The organism is Streptomyces sp. NPDC045955, assembly GCF_056430805.1.
This window is the reverse complement of record NZ_JBWKKY010000001.1, coordinates 556597-580869: the sequence shown is the minus strand read 5'-3', so window position 1 is coordinate 580869 and position 24273 is coordinate 556597. Positions and strand designations below refer to the sequence as shown.

Below are 24273 nucleotides of genomic sequence, written 5' to 3'. Positions count from 1 at the left end.
CGTCAGCGGGTGACCTCGAACGCGGCGGCCTGGGGCACGAACGTCGTGTCGCCGTCCTCGGCCGTCGCCAGCGCCGAGACGTACCAGGTGCCGGTGGTCAGCTCGGACGCCTCCTTCTTGGTGGCCCGCACCGTGTACGTGCAGCGGGACGTCTCGGCGCCGGTGCTCCGGCACCTGGCGCCCTCCGCGGACCGCAGCTCCGCCTCGGTGGGGTCGAGCTTCGAACTGGCGGGCCAGGCGAGGACCTTGAGGCTGCGGACGCCCGAGTCGTCGCTCACGTCCGTGGTGAAGTGAGCGTGCCGGTACCGGTGTAGCGGGCCGAAGTGTTCGCCAGGGACGGGTCGGTGGAGGCCGAGGCGGCCGCCACGGCGAGGCCGCCGGCGGTGATTGCGCCGCGGCGGACCGCGCACGCGAGGCCCTGGCGGCGATGCGAGCCCTGCTGGACACGGTGTGAGGGAGGGCGATCCGGCTCCCGGCCTGCGACCGCAGCCCACCCTCCAGGCCCTCGACCTGCTGGCCCACCAGTGCCGGGCGACGGGCAGGGACGTGGAGATACGCCTGACGGACCGCGTGCCCGAGCGACTGCCGACGGCGGTGGACCTGGCCGCCTCCCACACGGCCGAGACGCTGCAACTCCCGGCCGCTCGCCCTCCCGCAAGGCGGCCCACGCCCTGCGCCACCCCGCCGCTCTCGTCTACCTCGCCGTCTGCGCGATCCTGCTGGCGTGGGCCCTGGCCGTGACGCTGGCCGACGGTACTGACGAGTCGATGGCGGCGGTGATCCCGCTCCTGGCGACCGCCCCCGTGAGCCTGGTCCTGCTGGTACGGCCGGACCACGGCTCGATGCTCGTCACCGCCGTCGTGCTCGGGGCGCTGGCGAACGCCCTGATCATCGGCCTGTGCGCCCGGGCGCTGCGCAGGGGCGACAGCGCGAACTAGGCGTCGGGGGTGCACGCTGCGGCGATCGACGCGCTGTTCTCGTAGAGGTGGTGCCGGGTGATCCGACCGCCCTCGACGGTGAGCCGCAGCGCGAAGGGTCCCGAGAAGGACTTGCCGGTCGCACGGACGGTCCCGGAGAGGTGCCCCATCAAAACGGCGTCGGTACCGTCGACGAGGATCGTGTCGATGGACGCGCGGGCGTCCTCCGGCACGGTGTGCTCGGCCAACTCACCGGCCTGAGCGGCACATTCGGCGGCCGTGGACCGAGGCCGGATCCAGGGCACGCCGGGGTTCTCGGCCAGCATCCAGTCGACCTTGTCCGCGAAGAGCTCGGTGAGCCCTTCGGTGTCGCCGGCGAGCCGGAGTTCGAGGAACTTCTGGACGGTGGCGCGGGTGGCGTCCGCGGTGCTGGTGGCTGTCATGGGAGCCAGCTTGCCGGGACGCCGAAGACCCGTCGATTACGTCGGAGGTAAGGACGTGGCGCCGGGCCGACGCTTTCTGCGCAGGGCCCGAGTGACGTCAGCCTCCGTACGCGGTGACCGTGGCCACCCTGCGCCACGGCGCGGGCATCGGGCTGCACCGGCTGCCGCCCACCATCTCGGAGATGCTCGGCCCCCTGGTCCTCACCGGACTGATCGTCTACTGGGGGCCGCCCGGCTGGATCCTGCCCGGCGTCATGTTCGTCGTCGTGTCCTTCACCATGAAGCCCGTCATCCACTGGGGTGCCCGCGTCCGCGACAAGCGAATCTCTGCGTCGCGCCCTCGCGTGGCAGGGGTTTGGAACGTGGTAGTCGGCAGGCATGCCGATGAAGCCTTCTGGTTCGGCGGACCGTTTGTCTTGGTTCGGACGACTGCACCGCGTGATCAGCCGTTCGCCAGTCGGGCGTGGGTGGCGGCGGAGCAGGGATATCGAGCTGTGGTCGCGTTCGCTGGGCTTCGCGGCGCTGGGGTTCCTCACGCTGGTGCCGTTGCTGATCATTGTGGCCTCTGCCGACGCTGAGCACGGGCGGGGGTTCGCGCAGTGGCTGGGGGAAGGGCTCGGTGTGTCGACGGCTTCCAGGCGGCAGGTCGAGCAGTTGTTCACCCGGCCCGGTCAGGCCCTGCGGACCACGACCGCGTTCGGTATCGCGGCCCTTGCCGTGTTCGGCCTGACTTTCGGTGCGGCGGTGCAGACCGGCTATGAGAAGGTCTGGGACCTGCCGCCTGCCCGCTGGTGGGCCAGGTGGCGGCATGTGGTGTGGCTCAGCGTCCTCACGGGATACCTCTACCTCTCCGCCACCACCACGCTGCGGCGCGAACCTCTGGCGGGCGGGGCCGTGGCTTCACTGAGTGCCGTGCTGTTCCTGTGGTGGTCCCAGCGCCTGCTGCTCGGCGGGAGGATCCGCTGGCGTGCCCTGCTGCCCGGCGCCGTGGCCACCGTGATCGGGCTGCTCGGCCTGAGAGTCTTCTCCAGGCTCGTCTTCTCACCGTTGATCGCATCCAACGCCGTCACCTACGGGCCCGTCGGAACCGTCCTCGTCATCCAGTCCTGGTTGGTCGGTTTGGGTGTCGTCGTCTTCGGCGGGGCGCTGGTCGGCCGCCTGCTGTACGAAGAACTCCCGCGCATGACACACGCACTGAAACGGCCCAGAGGCGGCCCACGGGCATGAAAGAGGCCCCCTCCTGACGGTAAAACCGCAGGTAGGGGGCCCTTTACCAATCTGCTTACTTCTTCTTCCCCTGGTTCTTGACCGCCTCGATAGCCGCCGCAGCCGCGTCAGGGTCCAGGTACGTCCCGCCCGGGTTCACCGGCTTGAAGTCGGCGTCGAGTTCGTAGGACAGCGGGATGCCCGTCGGGATGTTGAGGCCCGCGATGTCCGCGTCGGAGATGCCGTCCAGGTGCTTGACCAGGGCGCGCAGGCTGTTGCCGTGGGCGGCGACCAGGACCGTGCGGCCGGTCAGCAGGTCGGGGACGATCGCGTCGAACCAGTACGGGAGCATGCGGACGACGACGTCCTTCAGGCACTCCGTCTGCGGCCGCAGCTCCGGCGGGAGGGTCGCGTAGCGCGGGTCGGAGAACTGGGAGTACTCGGCGTCACGGTCCAGCGCCGGCGGCGGGGTGTCGTAGGAGCGGCGCCACAGCATGAACTGCTCCTCGCCGAACTCGGCGAGCGTCTGGGCCTTGTCCTTGCCCTGGAGGGCGCCGTAGTGGCGCTCGTTCAGGCGCCAGCTGCGGTGGACCGGGATCCAGAGGCGGTCGGCGGACTCCAGGGCGAGCTGCGCGGTGCGGATGGCGCGCTTCTGGAGGGACGTGTGCACGACGTCGGGGAGCAGGCCGGCGTCCTTCAGCAGCTCGCCGCCGCGCGTCGCCTCCTTCTCGCCCTTCGCGGTCAGGTTGACGTCCACCCAGCCGGTGAACAGGTTCTTCTCGTTCCACTCGCTCTCGCCGTGGCGGAGGAGGATCAGCTTGTACGGTGCGTCGGCCATGCCCCAGAGCGTAATCCACGCATTCGCCCGTTCGCGTGGCTGCCCGGCAGGCGGACGTTTGACGGGTTCTGTTAATTGAGTGGCCTCCGTCAAGCGCGGATTTGTAACGTGTGAACTCAACGTACGCCGCTTACATTCTTGCGTCCCGGGGGAGCCCATGTCGTCCATGCCGTACGGCCTGCGTGCCAGACGTGCCGTCCGGGAGACCGTCTCCGGACTGCCCCGCGAGTTCTGGTGGCTGTGGACCAGCACCCTCGTCAACCGGCTCGGCGCCTTCGTCGCGACCTTCATGGCGCTGTACCTGACGCTCGACCGCGGCTATTCCGCCACCTACGCCGGCCTGGTCGCCGCCCTGCACGGGCTCGGCGGGGTGATCTCCTCACTGGGCGGTGGCGTGATGACCGACCGGCTGGGGAGGCGGCCGACGCTGCTGATCGCGCAGGCCTCGACCGCCGTGTCCGTCGCGCTGCTCGGGTTCGTGCACCACCCGGTCGCGATCGCGGGCGTCGCGTTCCTCGTCGGCATGGCCAGCAACGCGTCCCGGCCCGCCGTGCAGGCGATGATGGCCGACATCGTCCGGCCCGAGGACCGTATCCGCGCCTTCTCCCTCAACTACTGGGCCATCAACCTCGGCTTCGCCGTCTCCTCCATGGCCGCCGGGTTCATCGCCGAGGTCAGCTATCTCGCCGGGTTCCTGATCGAGGCGGGGATGACGATGGTTTGCGCGATCCTCGTCTTCCTGCGGCTGCCGGAGTCCATGCCCGCGGAGGCGGCGAAGACGACCGTCGCCTCCGAGAAGGCGGCCGCCGACTCCGTCAGCCTCGGGACCGTACTGCGCGACGGGCGCTTCATGGGTGTCGTCGGGCTGTCCTTCCTGGTCGCGCTGATCTTCCAGCAGGCGTCGGTGGGGCTGCCGGTGGCGATGGGCGAGGCCGGGTTCACGCCCGCCGAGTACGGCATGGCGGTCGCCGTCAACGGCGTCCTGATCGTCGTGCTCCAGATCCCGGTCACACGGTTCATCGAACACCGCGACCCGCGCCGGCTGCTCGTCGTCTCGTCCGTCCTCGCGGGTTACGGCTTCGGGCTCACCGCCTTCGCCGGGTCGGTCGGCGTCATCGCCCTCACGGTGTGCGTGTGGACGCTGGCCGAGATCGTCAACGCCCCTACGCAGACGGGTCTCGTCGTACGGCTGTCCCCGCTCCACGGACGCGGGCGCTACCAGGGGATGTACAGCATGTCCTGGTCCGTCGCCGCGCTCGTCGCCCCGCTGATGTCCGGGTTCGTCATCGACCGGTTCGGGGCCGAGTGGCTGTGGGGGCTGTGCGCGGTGGTCGGGACGGTGGCCGGGCTGGGGTACGGGGTGCTGATGCGGAGGGTGTCGGCGCAGGAGCAGCCGGTTGAACCGGCTGCGCCCGATGCGTCGGCTGAGCCTGCTGCCGGAGCCCTGAGCTCTTCCTGAGGCCGGCCGACCCCTTCACCTTCACCTCACCGGACCGAACGGACGGTCCACCTCACTGGACCGTCAACGGCACCGGGTGGATCTCGTCCGCCTTGTGCCCCGCGCGTTCGTGGATGCGCTGGACCGCTTCCGCGGAGGGTGCTTCGGAGAGGCAGTAGACGAGGCCGGACTCCGGGTCCGCCCAGGCCTTCTCGAAGTGCACCTTCTCGTCCCCTTCGATGGCGAGGTCCGCGTTGTGGGCCTCGAGCAGCTGCTCTTCCGTGATGCCCTTCATGCCGTGGTGGACATCCATGAACTTGGCCATGACGTCACGCTCCTTCCCAGTATCCGGCGGCACGCCGAAACAGCGGGCATACCTCCATGGTCCGCCCGTACCGGCACGAAGGCACCACGACGTCCGAAACCTTCACAACGCCGCAGGGCCCCGGCGGCGAACCACCAAAGCCCTGCTGGTCGTACGAGAATGCCGGCGTCAGCCGCACTGGCAGGGGCCGCCCGACTGGCAGCCGCAGCCGCAGCCCGAGCCGCAGCCGCACGCGGCGACCAGGGGCAGGTTCCTGATCTCGGCGGGCTGCTCGGTCTCGCGCTGCTGCGTGGGGTCGGGCGTGGTGCTGGGGGATTCGGCCATGGGTCCCTCCTCGAGGCTGGTGCCTGTGCCCATTGGATGCCCGTTCCGCTGGGCGCATCAACGGCGCACGGAGGCGCCCGCACGCTCCAGATCCCCGCCGGCCCCCACCACGGGCCGGCTCACCCCACGCTCAGGCGCTCTCCGCCCCCGTCACCGCCTGGATCTCCGGCTGCACATCCGCCTGGAGCTCGTCCGCGTGCTCACCCGTCACCAGGTACACCACCCGCTTGGCGACCGAGACCGCGTGGTCGGCGAACCGCTCGTAGTAGCGGCCGAGCAGCGTCACGTCCACGGCCGTCTCGATGCCGTGCTTCCAGCGGTCGTCCATCAGGTGCTGGAAGAGGGTGCGGTGCAGCAGGTCCATCTCGTCGTCGTCCTGCTCCAGCTGGAGCGCCAGGTCGACGTCCTTGGTGATGATCACCTCGGCGGCCTTGGCCATCAGGCGCTGGGCGAGCTGGCCCATCTCCAGGATGGTGGCGTGCAGGTCGCTCGGGACCGCGCGGTCCGGGTAGCGCAGGCGCGCGAGCTTCGCCACGTGCTGGGCGAGGTCGCCCGAGCGCTCCAGGTCGGCCGACATGCGCAGCGACGTGACGACGATGCGCAGGTCCGTCGCCACCGGCTGCTGCCGCGCCAGCAGGGCGATGGCCCTGGCCTCCAGGTCGTGCTGCAGTTCGTCGACCTTCTGGTCGGCCTCGATGACGTTCTCGGCCAGCTTCAGGTCGGAGTCGAGCATGGCGGTGGTGGCGCGCCCGATCGCCGAGCCGACCAGCCGGGCCATCTCCACCAGACCGTCGCCGATCGAGTCCAGTTCCTCGTGGTACGCGTCCCGCATCAGGCATCCCTCTCGTGCGTCCGTGTCGGGGGTTCAAGGGCCGGGGCCCAGGTTCAAGGGCCGGGGCCCACCGCACAACCGGCGGTACGACCGTCGCACTACCAACGGTCCGAACCCCACGCTCCCACGTTCCGTCCCGTACGCGTCCGTTTCCGTCATCCCAAATGAACCAATACTGGCTCCAAGGTGAACTCTGGGCGACGAGTGTTCGAGGTCGCAGCCCGACGGCTGTGGCCCGTGCCCGACCCATGCCTAACCTGGGTGCATGGACGTGAACGCGGCGGTCGCCGCAGTGGCAGCGATCGCCGGGGTGCTCACCGGCGTCATCGCCATGCTGGCGTTCCGCTGGAGTGAGCGTGAACAGAAGCGCCCCACCCGAAGCTCCCTCCACACGGACGCGGTGCTCCCGCCGGGCGTGGACACCGTCCTGTCGGTCCTCAGATCCTCCGCCGTCGTGCTCGACGAGGCGGACGCGGTGGTCAAGGCCAGCTCGGCGGCGTACGCCCTCGGCCTGGTCCGCGGCGGCAAGCTCGCCGTCGAGCCGATGCTGCAGATGGCCCGGGACACCCGGCGCGACGGGGAGATACGCCAGGTCGAGCTGGACCTGCCGAGGCGCGGCACCGGGCGCGGAGAGGCCCTGGCCGTCTCCGCGCGGGTCGCGCCGCTCGGCTCCCGGCTGGTGCTGCTGCTCGTGGAGGACCTCACCGAGGCCCGCCGGATCGAGGCGGTGCGGCGCGACTTCGTCGCCAACGTGAGCCATGAGCTGAAGACGCCCGTCGGCGCCCTGTCCCTGCTGTCCGAGGCCGTCATGGACGCCTCCGACGACCCCGAGGCCGTCGAGCGGTTCGCCGGGCGCATGCAGATCGAGGCCACCCGGCTCACCAGCCTGGTCCAGGAACTCATCGACCTCTCCCGGGTGCAGAACGACGACCCGCTGGAGGACGCCGAGCCGGTCCGCGTCGACGAGCTCGTCGCCGAGGCCATCGACCGATGCCGGCACCAGGCCGGCGCCAAGCAGATCACCATGGCCTCGAATGTATGGGCGCCCGAAGGGCCCGAACAGGGTGGCGGGCGACGGGCGGGTGTCACCGCCGACCTGCATGTGTGGGGCAACCGCGGTCAGCTCGCCGCCGCCCTCGGCAATCTCGTCGAGAACGCGGTCAACTACTCGCCCGCCCGCACCCGCGTCGGCATAGCGGCCCGCAGGGTGAACGCGCCCGGCGGGGAGCAGATCGAGATCGCCGTCACCGACCAGGGCATCGGCATCTCCGACAAGGACAAGGAGCGCATCTTCGAGCGCTTCTACCGCGTCGACCCGGCCCGCTCCCGTGCCACCGGCGGCACGGGACTGGGGCTGGCGATCGTGAAGCACGTGGCCGCCTCGCACGGCGGGGAGGTCACGGTGTGGAGCGCCGAAGGCCAGGGCTCCACCTTCACCCTGCGGCTGCCGGAGGCCGGTGCGGCCCGCGACCGCGCACATCAGCAGCCCGCCCGAGAGATACGCGCAGGAGGCGCGGGCCTCGACGAGGAGGCCGGGCGGTCCACCCCCACATCCCCCGAATCAACCGCGTACGAAACGCTTCCTGCCCCGGAGGTCCTTCCGTGACCCGAGTGCTCGTCGTCGAGGACGAGGAGTCCTTCTCCGACGCCCTGTCGTACATGCTCCGCAAGGAGGGCTTCGAGGTCGCCGTCGCGACCACCGGGCCCGACGGACTCGACGAGTTCGAGCGCAACGGCGCCGACCTCGTCCTCCTCGACCTGATGCTGCCCGGCCTGCCGGGCACCGAGGTGTGCCGCCAGCTGCGCGGCCGCTCCAACGTCCCCGTCATCATGGTGACCGCCAAGGACAGCGAGATCGACAAGGTCGTCGGCCTGGAGATAGGAGCCGACGACTACGTCACCAAGCCCTTCTCCTCGCGCGAACTGGTCGCCCGCATCCGCGCCGTGCTGCGCCGCAGAGGCGAGCCGGAGGAGGTGACCCCCGCCGCGCTGGAGGCCGGCCCCGTCCGGATGGACGTCGACCGGCACGTGGTCACCGTCGGCGGCACCAAGATCGACCTCCCGCTCAAGGAGTTCGACCTGCTGGAGATGCTGCTGCGCAACGCCGGCCGTGTCCTCACGCGCATGCAGCTCATCGACCGCGTCTGGGGCGCCGACTACGTCGGAGACACCAAGACCCTCGACGTCCACGTCAAGCGCCTGCGCGCCAAGATCGAGCCGGACCCGGGCGCCCCGCGCTACCTGGTGACGGTCCGCGGCCTGGGCTACAAGTTCGAGCCGTAGGCCGGCCGCGTACGACGAACATGAAGGGCGGGACCTCCTGGGAGGTCCCGCCCTTTCGTACGACTGCCTCGCGCGGGCTCAGTGCCCGGCGCTCGCGGAGGCCGCGTCGGTCGGCGTGCCCGGCGACTCGTGGCCGCCCGGGGTCTCGCCGGCGGCGGGGCTCTCGGTGCCGGCCGGCGATCCGGAGGGGCTCCCCGACGGCGAACCGGACGGGGACGCCGAGCCGCCCGGCGCGGCCGGCACCTCGGTCGGGCCCCACTCGGCGAAGTAGTGCTTGGCGGGGACGACGAACGCGCGCAGGCTCACGTCGCCCGTCTTGCTGAAGGTGAAGGTGACCTTCTGGGCGTTGCCGTCCTGGACGGCCTCGCGGCTGCTCGGCAGCACGGCGGTGGCGTTGTCCTTGCCGCCCAGGATCAGCGAGCCGTGGGCCGGGATGCTCAGGCTGCCGCCCTTGGCGGGCTTGAGCTCGGCCTGCTTGCCGGTGCCGGGCAGGGTGATGGACTCCAGCGTCTCGGCGGTGTTGCCGGAGTTGAAGAAGGTGGCGGAGATCGCGGCCGGGCCGGTCGACTCGAGGTCGGGCTGCGTGATCACGATCGCGTTCTGGATCTTGATGTTGCCGACGCTCGTCGCCGCGTTGTCCGGCTTGATCTCGAGGGTCTGCGCGTCGCTGCCGGCGCCGCACGCGGCGAGCGAGGCGACGGAGAACGCGATGGCGGCCGCGGCGAGGACGCCGCGTCGAAGGCTGCTGCTCACGGCGGCGGCAACTCCTTGACTCGAGCAGAGCGGCCGATAAGGCCGCCCCAAGTGTCTGTCAGCAGGCCTCAGGTTACCGAGCCGTCCCCGCCCGGCCGCACCCGACCCCCCGGCACCCGTGCTCCCACCTGAGTCACAAGTGACACCCAGGTCACATTGCGGGGTGCTCGTCCGGCATTCACATAAGAACCTCGGGCGGCAGCGCAGATTTTCCGTGAAGGAATGCGCGAGCCATCTGGGAATTGATCACGGCGGCTCGCCCCGGACGCCCGGTGATCAATTCCGGATTCGACCGGAACCCGGCTCGGGTCACCGAACGGAGTAGCGGAAGTCGATCACACGGAACCGGACATATGGGGATGTTCGGCCGCTCGGAGGGGGGTCCGGATGCGTGTAACGTACGCGTTTCACTCGCCCCGGAGAGCCGCTCCGACCTGCGAATACCTTCCTCCATCCCCTGTCCGAAGCACGTTCCTGTTGGACTTGTCAAGCCCCGAGATATGCCCTGACCTGCGAAAACGCCATTCAGAACCCGCAGTTTCCGTGTTACCCTGGATAGCCACGGAAGGGGTACCTGTCACATGACGTTCAAGGTTGGCGACACCGTGGTCTATCCCCATCACGGGGCCGCGCTGATCGAGGCTATCGAAACTCGCCAGATCAAAGGCGTGGACAAGACCTACTTGGTGCTGAAGGTCGCCCAGGGTGACCTGACAGTGCGTGTGCCAGCGGACAATGCGGAGTTCGTCGGCGTGCGTGATGTGGTCGGTCAGGACGGGCTGGACCGAGTCTTCGAGGTGCTGCGCGCGCCGTACGCCGAGGAGCCCACGAACTGGTCCCGTCGTTACAAGGCAAACCTGGAGAAGCTCGCCTCGGGCGATGTCATCAAGGTCGCGGAAGTGGTGCGTGACCTGTGGCGTCGTGAGCGTGAGCGTGGACTCTCCGCCGGCGAGAAGCGCATGCTCGCCAAGGCCCGCCAGATTCTGGTGAGCGAGCTCGCCCTCGCGGAGAACACCAACGAGGACAAGGCCGAGGCCCTGCTCGACGAGGTTCTCGCCTCCTGAGGCGAAGCCTGTCGCTCAGCACTCTGCTGATCAATCCTGCACATCGAAATGCCGCGGTGCCCGATGACATTCTCCAGTCGCCGGGCGCTGCGGCATGTTCGTACTCGGACGCCGAATGCGCCGTCACCGCCGGATGTGTTATCACTCACGATCCGGTGCTTGGCGTGCCGGGCCCGGGCAGCCGGCTCGACCAGCGTCACGGAAGGGTCCGGTCGAGCGCGTCGCGCCCGGCACTCCTCCAGGCCATACCCACGCCAGGGCAACACACAAACCTGACAGGAACCGATGTCTGACGATTCGCGTCCCTCGCCGTCGGCCGCCCCTTCGGCAGGCCGTACGGCGGCCGTGATCCCGGCCGCCGGCCGTGGTGTACGGCTCGGCCCGGGCGCCCCCAAGGCGCTCCGCGCGCTGGGCGGCACCCCCATGCTCATCCACGCGGTCCGCGCGATGGCAGCCTCCCGCGCCGTCTCGCTGGTCGTCGTCGTGGCCCCGCCCGACGGTACCGCCGAGGTCAAGTCGCTGCTCGACGCGCACGCGCTGCCCGAGCGGACGGACTTCCTCGTCGTACCGGGCGGGCAGACCCGCCAGGCGTCCGTGAAGCTCGGCCTGGACGCGCTGCCCCCCGGCCACGACATCGTGCTGGTGCACGACGCGGCCCGGCCGCTGGTCCCGGTGGACACGGTCGACGCCGTGATCGAGGCCGTACGCGAGGGTGCCCCGGCCGTGGTCCCGGCCCTGCCGCTCGCCGACACCGTCAAGCAGGTCGAGCCCGCCGGGGCGCCCGGCGAGCCCGAGCCGGTCGTCGCCACGCCGGATCGCGCGCGGCTGCGGGCGGTGCAGACGCCGCAGGGCTTCGACCGGGCGACGCTGGTCCGGGCGCACGAGACGGTCACCGGGGACGTGACGGACGACGCCGGCATGGTCGAGCAGCTCGGCCTCACGGTCGTGGCGGTGCCCGGCCACGAGGAGGCGTTCAAGGTGACCCGGCCCCTGGACCTGGTGCTCGCGGAGGCCGTCCTGGCCCGTAGGAGGCTCAACGATGGCTTCTGACGCGATGCCGCTGCCCCAGGTCGGCATCGGCACCGACATCCACGCCTTCGAGGAGGGCCGCGAGCTGTGGTGCGCCGGCCTGAAGTGGGAGGGCGAGGGCCCGGGCCTGGCCGGCCACTCCGACGCGGACGTCGTCGCTCACGCCGCGTGCAACGCGTTGTTCTCGGCGGCCGGCCTCGGCGACCTGGGACAGCACTTCGGGACGGGCCGCCCCGAGTGGTCGGGCGCGTCGGGCATCACGCTGCTGACGGAGGCGGCCCGGATCGTCCGCGCGGCCGGCTTCCGCATCGGCAACATCGCCGTCCAGGTCGTGGGCCCGAGGCCGAAGATCGGCAAGCGCAGGGAGGAGGCTCAGAAGCTGCTGTCGGAGGCGGCCGGAGCACCGGTTTCCGTATCGGGCGCGACGACGGACGGACTGGGCTTCCCAGGACGCGGCGAGGGCCTGATGGCGGTGGCGACGGCGCTGGTCGTGCGGGCCGGGTGAACGGCTCTGCCCCACGCACCCCCCACGGCCTACTACCCTGGTCCCGTGACTATTCGCCTGTACGACACCAGCGCCCGGCAGATCCGTGACTTCTCCCCGCTCAAGCCGGGTTGTGTCTCGATCTACCTGTGCGGTGCCACCGTGCAGGCCGCACCCCACATCGGGCACATCCGGTCGGGTCTGAACTTCGACATCATGCGCCGCTGGTTCGAGTACCGCGGCTGGGACGTCACGTTCGTGCGGAACGTGACGGACATCGACGACAAGATCATCGCCAAGGCGGACCAGCAGAACCGTCCGTGGTGGGCCATCGGCTACGAGAACGAGCGCGCCTTCAACGACGGCTACGCCGTGCTCGGTTGCCTGCCGCCCACCTACGAGCCCCGCGCCACCGGCCACATCACCGAGATGGTCGAGATGATGCGTGACCTCATCGACCGCGGGCACGCCTACGAGGCCGACGGCAGCGTCTACTTCGACGTCCGCTCCTGGCCCTCCTACCTGGAGCTGTCCCGGCAGGACCTCGACGAGATGCGCCAGCCGGCCGAAGAGGGCATCACCGGCAAGCGCGACCCGCGGGACTTCGCCATGTGGAAGGCGGCGAAGCCGGGGGAGCCCAGCTGGGAATCGCCGTGGGGCCGCGGCCGTCCGGGGTGGCACCTGGAGTGCTCGGCGATGGCGCACAAGTACCTGGGCACCGCCTTCGACATCCACGGCGGCGGCCTCGACCTGGTCTTCCCGCACCACGAGAACGAGATCGCCCAGGCCAAGGCCTACGGCGACGACTTCGCCCAGTACTGGGTGCACAACGCCTGGGTCACCATGAGCGGCGAGAAGATGTCCAAGTCGCTCGGCAACTCGGTCCTGGTCAGCGAGATGGTCAAGCGCTGGCGGCCCATCGTGCTGCGCTACTACCTCGGCACCCCGCACTACCGCTCGACGATCGAGTACAGCGAGGAGGCGCTGCGCGAGGCCGAGTCGGCGTTCGCGCGGATCGAGGGCTTCGTGCAGCGCGTGGTGGAGAAGGCCGGTGCCGTCGAGCCGTCCGCCGAAGTGCCGCCGGCCTTCGCCGAGGCGATGGACGACGACCTGGGCGTGCCGCAGGCGCTCGCCGTCATCCACACCACCGTCCGGCAGGGCAACAGCGCGCTGTCCGCCGACGACAAGGAAGCCGCCGTGGCCCGGCTCGCCGAGGTCCGTGCCATGCTCGGCGTCCTCGGGCTCGACCCGCTCGACGCCCACTGGGCCGGGGAGAGCGACCGCGGCGCCGACCTGCACGGCGTGGTCGACACGCTCGTCCGCATGGTCCTCGACCAGCGCGAGGCCGCCCGGGCCCGCAAGGACTGGCCCACCGCGGACGCCATCCGCGACCAGCTCGGCCAGTCCGGCCTGGTCATCGAGGACAGCCCGCAGGGGCCGCGCTGGAGCCTCGGACCGCGCTGACCCGACCGCGATCCGGAAGATCGATTGTGCCGCCCGGGCCTCCGGGCGGCACACTTCATAGACGTACGTACGTACCGCACCCACAGACAGGTAGGTCATGGCAGCCAACAACCGCCGCATGTCCGGCAAGAAGGGCGCGCAGGTCGGCAGTGGCGGCCAGCGGCGCAAGGGCTTGGAGGGCAAGGGCCCCACTCCGCCCGCCGAGATGCGCAAGGGACACAAGAAGAACCGTGTCGCCAGCGCCAAGGCGCGGCAGACCGCGCGCCGTCCCGCGCCCCGGGGCCGCGGCGGCAAGTCCACGTCCGAGCTGGTCGTCGGCCGCAACCCGGTCTTCGAGGCGCTGCGCGACGGCGTGCCCGCCTCCACGCTGTACGTCCAGCAGTTCATCGACAACGACGAGCGCGTCCGTGAGGCCCTCCAGCTCGCCGCCGAGCGCGGCGGGATCAACCTCATGGAGGCCCCCCGCCCCGAGCTCGACCGGATGACGAACGGGCTGAACCACCAGGGGCTCGTGCTCCAGGTCCCGCCGTACGAGTACGCCCACCCGCAGGACCTCGCCGACGCCGCCCTCGACGACGGTGAGGACCCGCTGATCGTCGCGCTCGACGGTGTCACCGACCCGCGCAACCTGGGCGCGGTCGTCCGTTCCGTCTCCGCCTTCCGCGGGCACGGCGTCGTCGTACCCGAGCGGCGGGCCGCCGGGATGACGGCCGGTGCCTGGAAGACGTCCGCCGGTGCGGCCGCCCGTACGCCCGTCGCCCGCGCCACCAACCTGACGCGCGCGCTGGAGGCGTACAAGAAGGCCGGCATCGTGGTCGTCGGACTCGCCGCCGACGGCGAGGTCGAACTCGGTGATCTGGAGGCCCTGGGCGGGCCCGTCGTCATCGTCGTCGGCAGCGAGGGCAAGGGCCTGTCCCGGTTGGTCGGGGAGACCTGCGACTTCCGGGTGCGGATCCCGATGCCGGGCGGCGCCGAGTCGCTCAACGCCGGTGTGGCGGCGGGGATCGTGCTGTACGAGGCGGCCCGTCGGCGCAGCTGAACAGGCGTCCGCCACCTCACCCGTACGGGGTAATTCCGGGAGCATCGGGGCGACGAGGACAAGCTTGACGGGGTCCGGACAGATCCGGCGAGTCAAAGCAGTGTCCTATCCCGACGTCACTCGGTTAGATGAGTGTGGACACCAGAACACCCCGCACACCCACGGGGGACCGCTCGTCTGGACTCGACGACGCTCCCGCGCTGAGCATGGTGAAGGTGCCGAGCGACCCGGCGCAGGTCATCGTCAATCACGCGAGTTTCCGCGTGCAGTTGGGCGTCTCGACGCGTCGCGTCCAGTCGCCACGGGTCGCACGGCACCTGATCGCCAGCGAGGACACCGCCCGCGTCCCCGCCGTCCCCGCCGGGGCCGCGGCGGACGAGGCCGCCACCCGCCGCCGGCCCGTCGTCTGGAGCGGCAAGTCCGCGCCCGACGACACCGGCGCCCACCGACTCCTCCAGGCCGTCCGGCACGAGAGCGTCCGGCACCCCGACGAGTCCGTCAAGGACACCGGGGCCACCCAGGTCATCTCCCGCGTGGGCACCGCCCCGCAGGGCCCGGGGTACGGCGCCGGGTACCAGGACGGCGGTTACGGCGGCACCGGCTACGAGGGTGACGGCTACCAGGACGACCTCACCCAGACCGTCGAGACCCCCGTCGTCGGCCCGCAGCGCACCCACGAGCCCGCCGACGGCACGCGTCTGCTGCCGCCCATGCGCACGGTCGGCAGCGCCTACGACGAACCGGCCTACGACGAACCGGCCTACGACGAACGCGCCTACGACGAACCCGCCTACGCGGACGCAGACTTCGAGGCCGCCGCCGATGAGGCGGACGACACCGGGCGGCCCGGCAAGCGCCACGGCGACGACCCGGCACGGCACGCCTACTACCCGGGCCGCCGGCTGAACCTCGGCGTCGTCCTGCTCCCGCTGCGCGTCTTCCTCGGCTTCATCTCCATCTACGCCGGCATGGGCAAGCTGTGCGACCCCGTCTACTTCGACGGCGGCAAGCGCGGCACCATGGTGAAGTGGCTGAACACGCTGCACCCCTGGGAAGTCGCCGAGCCGCTGCGCCAGTTCGCCTTCGAGCACCCGGTCGGCTCGGGACTGGCCGTCGCCTTCGCCCAGGTCATCGTCGGCGCCCTGACGGTCCTCGGCTGCTGGCAGCGGGTCGCCGCCTGCTTCGGCGCCCTGCTGTCGGCCGCGCTGCTGGTCACCGTCAGCTGGAAGAGCGTCCCCGTCTACGAGACCCCCGACATCATCTTCCTCGCCGCCTGGTCCCCGCTGATCATCGCCGGCGCCCCCGTCTACTCCGTCGACGGCCGCCTGGTCGCCAGCGCCTGGCGCCGCCTCGGACCCCGCGCCGACATCTGGGACCTGCGCCGCTACGTGCTGCGCCGCGGCGCCCTCGTCACCGCCGTCGCCACCGGCCTCACGCTGCTCGTCGGCTCGCTGCTCGGCGGCGCCGTCCGCGACGCCGACCGGGTCGTCGTCCCGGGACCCGGCGAGGCCCCGCGCAACGAACTGCCCGGCTCCCCGCTCCCGGACGCCCCCGGCAAGCGGCAGGACAAGCGGACCCCGTCGGCCTCCACCTCGCCCACCCAGGGCGCCACGGCCGGCTCGGCCAGCCCCAGCGCGGGCACCTCGACCAGCCCGGGCGCCACCCGGGACGCCGGCACGGTCACCGGCGGCTCGCCCAGCCAGACCCAGGGCAGCGCGGGCCAGGCCCCGCCCCAGCGGTCCTCCCCGGCCGGCCAGGCCCCGAGCACCACCTCGGGCCCCAGCTCCGGCGGCCCCACCTCCGGCGGCACGGCGACCGGCGGTACTGCGTCCGGCGGAACGGGCTCGACCGGCGGCTCGGGCGACGGCGGCTCCTCGTCCACGGGCCGCCGGGGCCTGGTGGGCGGCTTGCTGGGTTAGCCGACCGGCAGGGAGAAGGGGCCCCACACCTCGGGTGTGGGGCCCCTTCCGCGGGTTCTGCGGGAAGCGAGCTCTCAGCGTCCCAACCCCGCCAGTTCCTTCGCCGCCTCCGTCAGATCCTTCGCCGTATCGATCGCGCGCCAGTACGACCCCTGGGGGATCGTGAATCCGGCCAGCTTCCGCTCGCGGGCCAGCCGGGGAAACGTCGTGCGCTCGTGGTCCCCCCGGTCCGGCAGCAACCCCGCGAACCCGGGGGAGAAGACGTACACGCCCGCGTTGATCTCGAAGGTCGACGGCGGGGCCTCGATGAAGTCCGTGATGCGGCCGAAGCCGTCCGTCTTCACCGCACCCCACGGCAGCCGTGGCCGGGCCAGGGCCAGCGTCGCGACGGCGTCCCGCTCGGTGTGGAAGTCCGCCATGTCACGCAGCGAGAACCGGGTCCAGATGTCGCCGTTCGTGGCGTACCAGGGCTGGTCCGGGTGGGGAAGATGCGCGGCGGCGTACTTGAGGCCACCGCCGCGGCCCAGGGGCTCCGACTCCACGACCGTGGTGACGGAGACGGGCAGATCGGCCGTCTCCAGCCACTTCTGGAGCACCTCGGCGAGGTGGCCGCAGGAGACCACCACGTCCGTCACGCCCTCCTCGGCGAGCCAGGACAGCTGATGGCCGATGATCGGTGTCCCCGTCCCGGGGATCTCGACCATCGGCTTGGGCCGGTCGTCGGTGTACGGGCGTAGCCGGGAGCCCTGGCCACCGGCCAGAACGACGGCTTGAACGGGGCGGGACGCGGCGCTCGGATCGCTCATGAGACCGAACTGTACGTGGCGTCCCGCCCGGGGCCGCGGCGGACGAGGTTTTCTCGCGTCGGCCGCTGCCAGCTTCTCACCTCTCGTCCGGCGGCAGGGCGGGGTGCTCAGCGGTGTGCGGCCGCGACGCCCGAGGCGAAGGCGGTGTCGCAGACCGGGCGGGCGTAGGACTGGGCGCGTGTCGGTCCGTAGACCCGGACGGCGGCCTGGCCGAGGGCGCGGGCGATGGACGTGCAGTGCTTCGCCAGCGACGGGCGGCCGTTGACGGCCTGCTGGAGATGGGTGAGGGCGACGCCCGGGTTCTCCTCCTGGAGCTCGGTGAGCAGCTTGTCGCGCAGGACGTCCTGCGGGGCGCGCTTGGCGGTCCGCGGCGTGCCGGCGGACGTGCTGGTGTCCGCCGCGGTGAGCACCGGGTCGGAGGTGCTCCCCGACCAGTCGACTCGGGTGACCGCGAGGGTCCCGGAGAGCACCAGGACGACGGGCAGGACGAAAGCGAGGGAGCGGCCGATCCGGCGGGCGGGGCCCCGGCCGCGTCGCGTCTGTTGGGTAGTGGAGTGCTTCACGCGTGTGAGGGTAGCGCGCGGTAATGGTTTGTAGACATTTAGTCACCGGTTCGGGGGATGAGAGAGCGCCCTTTTTTGGGTAAGGCGTTGACGCACACCGCTCGAAACGTCCGGTGTGCCGGGGTATTTGTCGACAACGGGAAGGGCCCCGCAGCACGCTGCGGGGCCCTCTCCGTCAACCTGGGTGATTCACCCGGGTTGTGCGTTTGCCGGTGGGTCAGTCGGACAGGCGCGCGCCCGTGGAGGTCGAGAACACGTGGGTCTCGCCGGAGCGGGGCACGATGTGCAGCTGGCTGCCCTTCTCCGGGACGTCACGGCCGCTGACGCGGACCACGAGGTCCTTGGACTCGTCGCCGACCTTCGCGGTGCCGTAGACGTAGGCGTCGGCGCCGAGCTCCTCGACGACGTTCACGGTGACCGCGAGGCCCTGCTCGACGTCCGGGCCGGCCACGTCGAAGTGCTCCGGGCGGACACCGACCGTGACGGTCTTGTCGGTGGCGGCGGCGATCGCGTCGCGCTGCACCGGCACGACCGACTTGCCGAACTTCACGCCGCCGTCGGTGATCGGGACCTCGACGAGGTTCATCGCCGGGGAGCCGATGAAGCCGGCCACGAAGAGGTTGGCGGGCCTGTCGTACATGTTGCGCGGGGTGTCGATCTGCTGGAGCAGACCGTCCTTGAGGACCGCCACGCGGTCGCCCATCGTCATGGCCTCGACCTGGTCGTGGGTGACGTAGACGGTGGTGATGCCCAGGCGGCGCTGGAGCGAGGCGATCTGCGTACGCGTGGACACACGGAGCTTGGCGTCCAGGTTGGACAGCGGCTCGTCCATGAGGAACACCTGCGGCTCACGCACGATGGCACGGCCCATGGCGACACGCTGGCGCTGACCACCGGAGAGCGCCTTCGGCTTGCGGTCCAGGTACTCGGTGAGGTCGAGGATCTTCGCGGCCTCTTCGACCTTCTGCCGGATCTCCGCCTTGTTGACGCCGGCGATCTTGAGCGCGAAGCCCATGTTGTCGGCGACGGTCATGTGCGGGTAGAGCGCGTAGTTCTGGAACACCATGGCGATGTCCCGGTCCTTCGGCGGCAGGTGGGTGACGTCGCGGTCGCCGATGCGGATGGCGCCGGCGTTGACGTCCTCGAGCCCCGCGAGCATGCGGAGCGAGGTGGACTTGCCGCAGCCGGACGGGCCGACGAGGACGAGGAACTCGCCGTCCTCGATGTCGATCTCCAGCGCGTCAACAGCGGGCTTGGTGGAACCCGGGTAGATCCGGGTCGCCTTGTCGAACGAGACAGTGGCCATGATGAATGAACCCCTTCTACCGGCAGGAACGTGCCGGACGATCCGAGTAGGAAGGCGGTGCCACGACGGGTGTTCCGTTGTGGTGTAGTCCACGCGAGTGAACTGGCTCAGGACGGTACCTGGCGTTCACGTGGTCTGTCAGTACCTCCGGGCCTGTGAACTTCGCGGAAATTTTCGAAGGCGCCTCACGGCTGCCCGTACCGGTCCGCCAGCGTCGCCACCGCCCGGGCCACGGCCTGCCGCAGCTCCGGCGGCCCGATGACCTCCGCCTCCGGACCCAGCCGGAGCAGGTCCCCGACCGCCACGGCCTCCGCCTCCACGGGCAGTTCCACCTCCACCCAGCCGTCCGCGTCCGGCGCACCCGCGCTCCGCAGGGCCCGCGCACCCGCCGCCCCGAACTGCATCGGCAGCAGCCGCTGCCCCCGCGGTGAGAGACGCACCCGGGCGACACCCTGCCGCAGGGCGGCCTCCAGCCGCCGGGACGACTCCTCCCAGTAGGCGGCCAGGTCGAAGCCGGCCGGGCGGTCGAAGAGCTCCCCGGTCTCCTCCACCGTCAGCAGACGGGACACCCGGTACGTCCGCACGGACTCCTCCGCCAGGGCGACCAGGTACCAGATGCCGCCCTTCAGGACGAGCCCCAGCGGCCGCACCTCCCGGTCGACCTCGCCCCGCCACCGCCGGTAGTGCACGCGCAGCACCCGCCCCTCCCACACGGCTGCCGCCACCGGCTCCAGGCACGGCACCGGATCGGCCTCCCGGAACCACGCCGGCGCGTCCAGATGGAACCGCTCCTGCACCCGCCGCGCCTGCCCGGCCAGCTCCGCCGGCAGCGCGGCCTGCACCTTCAGCTGGGCACTGGCCAGCACCGCTCCCAGCCCCAGGTCCCGCGCCGGACCGGGCATCCCGGCGAGGAACAACGACCCGGCCTCGGCGTCGGTCAGACCGGTCAGCCGGGTCCGGTAGCCGTCCATCAGCCGGTAGCCGCCCTCCGGCCCGCGATCGGCACACACCGGCACACCCGCCGCGCCCAGCGCCTCGACGTCCCGGTAGACCGTGCGCACGGACACCTCCAGCTCGGCGGCGAGCTCGGGCGCGGTCATCCGCCCGCGGTTCTGGAGCAGCAGGAGCAGGGAGAGGAGCCGGTCGGCACGCATGGGGGCCATTCTCCGGCGTACGCGGCCGTACCTGACAGGAGATGTCAGGTACGGCGAACAGAGTGGAGGTCCCAGAACGGCCCGCACGGCCATCGTCTGATCTCCGAGAGGACCACCCATGCCCGGCACACGCACCACCACCGGACACTTCACCTTCGCCGACTGGCAGGAGCGCGTGATCGGCCCGGGGGAGGACGCCAACCCCCGGCTCGCCCACGCCTCCGTCCGGAACACCTTCAGCGGCGGCATCGAGGCGGCCGGGACGCTCTGCGAGTACTCCATCGTCTACGTCACCCAGAAGACCGGCACCTACACCGGCATGGAACTGATCACCGGCCGGCTCGACGGGCGGGAGGGGAGCTTCGCCCTGGAGGAGCGGGGGTGGTTCGGCGAGGACGGGACGGTGCACTGCACGTTCGAGGTGGTGCGGGACTCCGGCAGCGGGCAGCTGGCCGGACTGCGGGGGAAGGGCGGGTTCACCGCGCACCACGGGGAGACGACCGTGGCGTACCGCTTCGAGTACGAGCTGGAGTAGACCGGGCGGCGGGGAACTTCGTGGCTCGGGGTAACGGGCTCTGTGTACAGTGGTGCCGCCTTCGCGTACGGCGTTGTAGTGCGCGGTGCCTCCTTAGCTCAGATGGCCAGAGCAACGCACTTGTAATGCGTAGGTCGTCGGTTCGAATCCGACAGGGGGCTCTGGTGGAACCCCAGGTCAGATGCTCTGACCTGGGGTTTCGTCGTCAGCGGACGCGGCGGCGGTGTCGGGCGCGGGCCGCGCGGCTGTTCTCGGGTCTCAGTTGTGGTCTCGGATGCGGGTCATCGACCGGGCATGAGGCGTCTGCCAAACGGCGCATCTCCGCATATGAGCCTAGAGGGTGTGATCCTTGATCTCGAAGAGGGGCGGTCGGTGGATCGTGCGGAGTTCCGTAGCGCGATCGCGTCCCATTTGGAGCGGCTTGCGAAGCATGAGTTCAGCCGCATCAGCTTCGACCGCACATTCTTGCTGGACCACTTGCGCGAGGCCAGTCGGGGCGTGGAGTACGACATTTTGCGCCGACAGGGTCCGCAGGCACCCAGGGTGAGCGAAGAAACCTGTATGGCACTACAGAACGCCTTCGTTGCACGATCTCGGCTGACTCCCATGCTTACAGGGCAAACGGATTCACTGAGCTGTTTCAGCCTTGCCGCTCCAGGGTGAGGACGGCCGCGGCGATTGACGTCATTCGATTCGGGCTGCTCCGGGATCTGCGGAAAATGCGCCAGGCCTTCAGTCGCGCCACGCCGCGTTCGACCGGTGCCCGTGCCGCGGACAGCGCACGGTTGACGGTTTGCTGGGTCGGTGTGAGCTCGCGGCCCGGCGGACGTCTGAGGGGTGTCGTCACCCACGAACTGGCTCCGATGTAGGCCCGGTCGGCGAGGATCGGGACGCCCTGGCGCTCACAGATGCGGATGATCCGGTGGGTGCGAGCAGGACGTGGTCGGGGTCGGCTTCGCGCAGCGAACGCAGCAGGCCGGGCGCGCGATCGGCGAGCAGGCCGATCACCGCGGCCGTGTAAGCGTGGGCGGTGCCGACCGAGATACCAAAGCCGGCGGCGAGCTGCGCGCACCCACCTGCGGCGGCCCAGCAGTTCGCTGGAGTCGATGCCCTTGCGTGCGTTGCGGACGCCGATGCGTTTGCCCCATAACCATCGCCGCAGGTGAGGTACGTCGTATGCCTTGTCGGCGTGAAGGCGCTGGGGCTTGGAATCGGTCGCGTGGGATTCGTGTCCCATGTGGAAATGGGACAGCATCGGCTTCAGGGCCTGGCTGTCGTGGGTGTTGGCCGAGGAGAGTCCGACGCGTAGGGGCAGTCCGTTCGCGTCGGACAGGACGTGCATCTTGGAACCCGGCTTACCCCGGTCCACGGGGCTCGTACCTGTGAGTTCGCCCCCTTTTCAGCCCGCACGTGCGCGGTGTCGAGGACCACGCTCGAGACATCGATGAGACCGGCGTCATCGAGTCGGTGCAGCACCGCCTCATGCAGCCGACCCCACACCCCGGCCCGCGACCAGATCAGGAACCGGCGGTGCGCGGTCGACTTCGATATCCCGAAACACGGCGGTAGAGCACGCCATGCGCAACCGCTGACCAGCACGTAGATGATCGCCGCGAACAGCGTCTCATCAGGCGTGTCCTGCGTCCCGCCGCCCTGCGGCCGCACCTTCGACGGGCCGCACCGCCTCGTTCACCGTCCTCGGCCCGGCCGTCGCCGACACCACCGGGATCGGCCGGACCGGCTGGGACCTGGCCGTCGCCACGTCCTCGCTCGGAGCGGTCGCCGGCGGCGTACTGTCGCTGAGCTGGCGGCCCCGGCGCGCGATCCTTGTCGGCTGCGCGCTGATGGGTCTGACGGCGATGACTCCGCTGCTGCTCGCGCTCGCCCCGTACACCTGGGTGCTGGTCGTGGCCAACTTCGTGGCGGGCGAGGGCGTCGAGCAGGCCGGCGTCGCCTGGTACGCGACCCTCAACGAGCAGATCTCCGAGGGCCGCCTGGCTCGCGTCTACGCCTACGACGACCTCGGCTCCTACCTCTCGCTCCCGCTCGCCCAGTTCCGCCGGGCCCGCCGTACTCTTCCTCGGCCTCCACGCCACCCTCCACGCGGCCGCCGCACTCATCCTCCTCGCCACCCCCTCCATCCGCGCACTGGTCACGAAGACCGCAGAACCGCTGACCGCCTCCGAAGATCCGGTGCCTCGCTGAGCTCGACTCGGACACGGGAACAGGCGGTCGTGAAACTTCTTGGCCCCGACCATGCCGGATTCATCACGGAGGACGGGCCGTTCGACGGCCGGGCCCGGCGCCTTACTCGGTGGCGACGGACGCGGCGCGGCGGGCCCCGCCCACCACGAGAACCGTCAACATGGCGAGGACGGCGCCGATCCACAGCACGCTCGTGGTGGCGATGCCGTCGACCGCGAAGCCGCCGGAGAGCGCCCCGAGCGCGATGGACAGGTTGAATGCGGAGACGTACAGCGAAGAAGCGGCCTCGGTCGCCTCCGGCGCGGCGTCGAGAATCCAGGTCTGGAAGGTGACGGGCACCGCGCCGTAGCCCAGGCCCCAAAGGATCAGGAGGGCGCCCGCGGTGACGGTGCCCGTGTCGACGAGGGCGAGAAGCACCATGGCGAGGGTGAGGACCAGGGAGATGGCCAGGACGGTCTGCCGCAGCCGCTTCGCGATGAGCGCTCCGGCGATGAAGTTGCCGCAGATGCCGGCGACGCCGAAGGTGAGCAACAGCGCGCCGATCATGTTGTCGTCGATCCCGTCGTCCTGGAGGACCGGCCGGACGAACGTGTAGGCCAGGAAGTGGCCGGTGATCACGAGAAAGGTGATGGTGATCCCGGCTCGTACACCCGCGTGGCCCTTGAAGACCTTCGGCAGGTCCTTGAACGTGATGGTCTGCTCGGCCGGCACCTTCGGCATCAGGAAGACCATGCAGGCCAGGGAGGTCAGTCCCAGGATGCCCACGACGGCGAACGCGGTACGCCAGCCGCTGAGGTCACCGATGATCGTCCCCGTGGGGACGCCCAGGACGGACGCGGTCTCGACGCCACCGAAGATGACGGCGGTGGCCCGGGGGGCGTGCTTCTCCGGCACCAGCCGGAGCGCTATGCCACCGGCGATGGACCAGAAGCCGCCCACGCTGATGCCGATCAGGAAACGGGCGGCCAGGACGACCGCGAAGCTGGTCGCGAAGGCGGAGGCCACGTTGGCCGCGCCCACCAGGCCGATCAGGACCGCCAGCACGATGCGGCGGTCGATGCGACCGGTGGCCACGGTGACCACGGGCGCGGAGACGGCGGCGACCAGACCGGGCACGGTCACCATCAGTCCCGCGGTGCCCTCGGAGACGTCCAGGGCGGAGCCGACCGGGGTGAGCAGGCCCACGGGCAGCAGTTCGGAGGTCATCAGGGAGAAGATGCCCAGGGTCACCGCCAGGACGGCGAGCCAGCCCTTGACGGGCGAACGGTCGGTGGTGGCTGACACCGGTGTGCCGACGGTGGTCACGGCTTCATCAGCCCTTCGTCAGGAATGGGTCATGGCGTGCC

The 24273-nt window shown here is 70.6% G+C and carries 25 protein-coding genes, 1 tRNA gene and 1 pseudogene; 13 read left to right on the top strand and 14 right to left on the bottom strand.

All coding sequences use genetic code 11. The features are described from left to right. Nucleotides 1-2 precede the first annotated feature (2 nt). A complete protein-coding gene (locus AC07F0_RS02705) occupies nt 3-278 on the bottom strand; it encodes a DUF5707 domain-containing protein (RefSeq protein WP_478973313.1) in 276 nt (91 codons plus the stop codon). 45 nt (nt 279-323) lie between these two features. Here AC07F0_RS02705 and AC07F0_RS02700 point away from each other — a divergent pair, with 45 nt between their 5' ends. Next, complete coding sequence (locus AC07F0_RS02700; protein ID WP_478973310.1) at nt 324-938, top strand: SCO4225 family membrane protein; 615 nt, start codon at nt 324-326, stop codon at nt 936-938. Here AC07F0_RS02700 and AC07F0_RS02695 read toward each other — a convergent pair. Continuing rightward, the gene (locus AC07F0_RS02695; RefSeq protein WP_478973307.1) at nt 935-1360 is read right to left on the bottom strand and encodes a nuclear transport factor 2 family protein; all 426 of its coding nucleotides are present in this window, start codon (nt 1358-1360) and stop codon (nt 935-937) included. The genes AC07F0_RS02700 and AC07F0_RS02695 overlap by 4 nt on opposite strands. Before the next feature lie 378 nt (nt 1361-1738). On the opposite strand from AC07F0_RS02695, the gene AC07F0_RS02690 reads away from it, so the two are divergent. Further along, entirely contained in the window at nt 1739-2587 is an 849-nt protein-coding gene (locus tag AC07F0_RS02690) for a YhjD/YihY/BrkB family envelope integrity protein (protein ID WP_478973305.1), read from the top strand. Between the two features lie 55 nt (nt 2588-2642). Here the strand turns inward: AC07F0_RS02690 and AC07F0_RS02685 are convergent, their stop codons facing one another. Continuing rightward, nucleotides 2643-3404, bottom strand: a complete 762-nt coding sequence (locus AC07F0_RS02685; RefSeq protein ID WP_020271854.1) for a phosphoglyceromutase — start codon at nt 3402-3404, stop codon at nt 2643-2645. Between the two features lie 157 nt (nt 3405-3561). On the opposite strand from AC07F0_RS02685, the gene AC07F0_RS02680 reads away from it, so the two are divergent. Continuing rightward, complete coding sequence (locus AC07F0_RS02680) at nt 3562-4863, top strand: MDR family MFS transporter (protein ID WP_478973302.1); 1302 nt, start codon at nt 3562-3564, stop codon at nt 4861-4863. Between the two features lie 52 nt (nt 4864-4915). Here the strand turns inward: AC07F0_RS02680 and AC07F0_RS02675 are convergent, their stop codons facing one another. The 3 genes from AC07F0_RS02675 to phoU all read right to left on the bottom strand — a co-directional run bounded on the left by AC07F0_RS02675 (nt 4916) and on the right by phoU (nt 6323). Next, entirely contained in the window at nt 4916-5167 is a 252-nt protein-coding gene (locus AC07F0_RS02675; protein ID WP_436726606.1) for an SCO4226 family nickel-binding protein, read from the bottom strand. 168 nt (nt 5168-5335) lie between these two features. Then, complete coding sequence (locus AC07F0_RS02670; protein WP_436726607.1) at nt 5336-5491, bottom strand: hypothetical protein; 156 nt, start codon at nt 5489-5491, stop codon at nt 5336-5338. A gap of 130 nt (nt 5492-5621) precedes the next feature. Continuing rightward, on the bottom strand, nt 5622-6323 hold the full coding sequence (phoU, locus tag AC07F0_RS02665) for a phosphate signaling complex protein PhoU (protein WP_436726608.1): 702 nt from the start codon (nt 6321-6323) through the stop codon (nt 5622-5624). A gap of 265 nt (nt 6324-6588) precedes the next feature. Here phoU and phoR point away from each other — a divergent pair, with 265 nt between their 5' ends. Next, nucleotides 6589-7929: a two-component system sensor histidine kinase PhoR gene (phoR, locus tag AC07F0_RS02660; RefSeq protein ID WP_478973299.1), complete on the top strand. Its 1341-nt coding sequence runs from the start codon at nt 6589-6591 to the stop codon at nt 7927-7929. After that, on the top strand, nt 7926-8606 hold the full coding sequence (gene phoP / locus AC07F0_RS02655) for a two-component system response regulator PhoP (protein WP_030243122.1): 681 nt from the start codon (nt 7926-7928) through the stop codon (nt 8604-8606). Before phoR ends, phoP begins: the two co-directional genes overlap by 4 nt. Before the next feature lie 78 nt (nt 8607-8684). On the opposite strand, the gene AC07F0_RS02650 is transcribed toward phoP, so the two are convergent. Then, complete coding sequence (locus AC07F0_RS02650; RefSeq protein WP_478973296.1) at nt 8685-9359, bottom strand: copper chaperone PCu(A)C domain-containing protein; 675 nt, start codon at nt 9357-9359, stop codon at nt 8685-8687. Nucleotides 9360-9940: 581 nt separating this feature from the next. On the opposite strand from AC07F0_RS02650, the gene AC07F0_RS02645 reads away from it, so the two are divergent. The 6 genes from AC07F0_RS02645 (at nt 9941) to AC07F0_RS02620 (ending at nt 16358) form a co-directional block, all read left to right on the top strand. Next, a complete protein-coding gene (locus tag AC07F0_RS02645; protein ID WP_003953493.1) occupies nt 9941-10423 on the top strand; it encodes a CarD family transcriptional regulator in 483 nt (160 codons plus the stop codon). A 285-nt stretch (nt 10424-10708) separates the two neighbouring features. Beyond that, on the top strand, nt 10709-11473 hold the full coding sequence (gene ispD, locus AC07F0_RS02640) for a 2-C-methyl-D-erythritol 4-phosphate cytidylyltransferase (RefSeq protein WP_478973293.1): 765 nt from the start codon (nt 10709-10711) through the stop codon (nt 11471-11473). Next, nucleotides 11463-11957 carry a 2-C-methyl-D-erythritol 2,4-cyclodiphosphate synthase gene (gene ispF, locus AC07F0_RS02635; RefSeq protein WP_478973290.1) on the top strand — a complete coding sequence of 165 codons (495 nt, stop codon included), beginning with the start codon at nt 11463-11465 and terminating at the stop codon, nt 11955-11957. The genes ispD and ispF overlap by 11 nt, the downstream gene beginning before the upstream one ends. Nucleotides 11958-12002: 45 nt before the next feature. Continuing rightward, nucleotides 12003-13400 carry a cysteine--tRNA ligase gene (cysS, locus tag AC07F0_RS02630; RefSeq protein WP_478973287.1) on the top strand — a complete coding sequence of 466 codons (1398 nt, stop codon included), beginning with the start codon at nt 12003-12005 and terminating at the stop codon, nt 13398-13400. 97 nt (nt 13401-13497) lie between these two features. Next, nucleotides 13498-14439: a 23S rRNA (guanosine(2251)-2'-O)-methyltransferase RlmB gene (gene rlmB / locus AC07F0_RS02625; RefSeq protein ID WP_478973285.1), complete on the top strand. Its 942-nt coding sequence runs from the start codon at nt 13498-13500 to the stop codon at nt 14437-14439. A gap of 128 nt (nt 14440-14567) precedes the next feature. Beyond that, the gene (locus tag AC07F0_RS02620; RefSeq protein WP_478973282.1) at nt 14568-16358 is read left to right on the top strand and encodes a DoxX family protein; all 1791 of its coding nucleotides are present in this window, start codon (nt 14568-14570) and stop codon (nt 16356-16358) included. A gap of 74 nt (nt 16359-16432) precedes the next feature. On the opposite strand, the gene AC07F0_RS02615 is transcribed toward AC07F0_RS02620, so the two are convergent. From AC07F0_RS02615 to AC07F0_RS02600, 4 genes are all read right to left on the bottom strand, one after another. After that, nucleotides 16433-17164, bottom strand: coding sequence for a nucleotidyltransferase family protein (locus AC07F0_RS02615; RefSeq protein WP_478973279.1), 732 nt, complete (start codon nt 17162-17164; stop codon nt 16433-16435). Nucleotides 17165-17271: 107 nt separating this feature from the next. Next, nucleotides 17272-17727 (bottom strand): hypothetical protein, encoded by a 456-nt coding sequence (locus AC07F0_RS02610; RefSeq protein ID WP_436726617.1) that lies wholly within the window; start codon nt 17725-17727, stop codon nt 17272-17274. Between the two features lie 217 nt (nt 17728-17944). Continuing rightward, nucleotides 17945-19033 (bottom strand): ABC transporter ATP-binding protein, encoded by a 1089-nt coding sequence (locus AC07F0_RS02605; RefSeq protein ID WP_478973277.1) that lies wholly within the window; start codon nt 19031-19033, stop codon nt 17945-17947. Between the two features lie 185 nt (nt 19034-19218). Then, nucleotides 19219-20187 carry a helix-turn-helix transcriptional regulator gene (locus AC07F0_RS02600; RefSeq protein WP_478973274.1) on the bottom strand — a complete coding sequence of 323 codons (969 nt, stop codon included), beginning with the start codon at nt 20185-20187 and terminating at the stop codon, nt 19219-19221. Between the two features lie 118 nt (nt 20188-20305). Between AC07F0_RS02600 and AC07F0_RS02595 the strand changes: the two genes are divergently transcribed. Both AC07F0_RS02595 and AC07F0_RS02590 read left to right on the top strand, forming a co-directional pair. After that, the gene (locus AC07F0_RS02595) at nt 20306-20722 is read left to right on the top strand and encodes a DUF3224 domain-containing protein (protein WP_478973272.1); all 417 of its coding nucleotides are present in this window, start codon (nt 20306-20308) and stop codon (nt 20720-20722) included. 87 nt (nt 20723-20809) lie between these two features. After that, nucleotides 20810-20883 (top strand) — tRNA-Thr (locus AC07F0_RS02590). 479 nt (nt 20884-21362) lie between these two features. Here the strand turns inward: AC07F0_RS02590 and AC07F0_RS02585 are convergent. The 3 genes and pseudogenes from AC07F0_RS02585 to AC07F0_RS02575 all read right to left on the bottom strand — a co-directional run. Then, nucleotides 21363-22396, bottom strand: a pseudogene (locus AC07F0_RS02585) (IS5 family transposase); the annotation flags it as partial. Continuing rightward, a complete protein-coding gene (locus tag AC07F0_RS02580; RefSeq protein ID WP_478973592.1) occupies nt 22350-22694 on the bottom strand; it encodes a hypothetical protein in 345 nt (114 codons plus the stop codon). The gene AC07F0_RS02580 and the pseudogene AC07F0_RS02585, both read right to left, overlap by 47 nt. Nucleotides 22695-23029: 335 nt before the next feature. After that, nucleotides 23030-24211, bottom strand: a complete 1182-nt coding sequence (locus tag AC07F0_RS02575; RefSeq protein ID WP_478973269.1) for an MFS transporter — start codon at nt 24209-24211, stop codon at nt 23030-23032. Nucleotides 24212-24273: the final 62 nt, after the last annotated feature.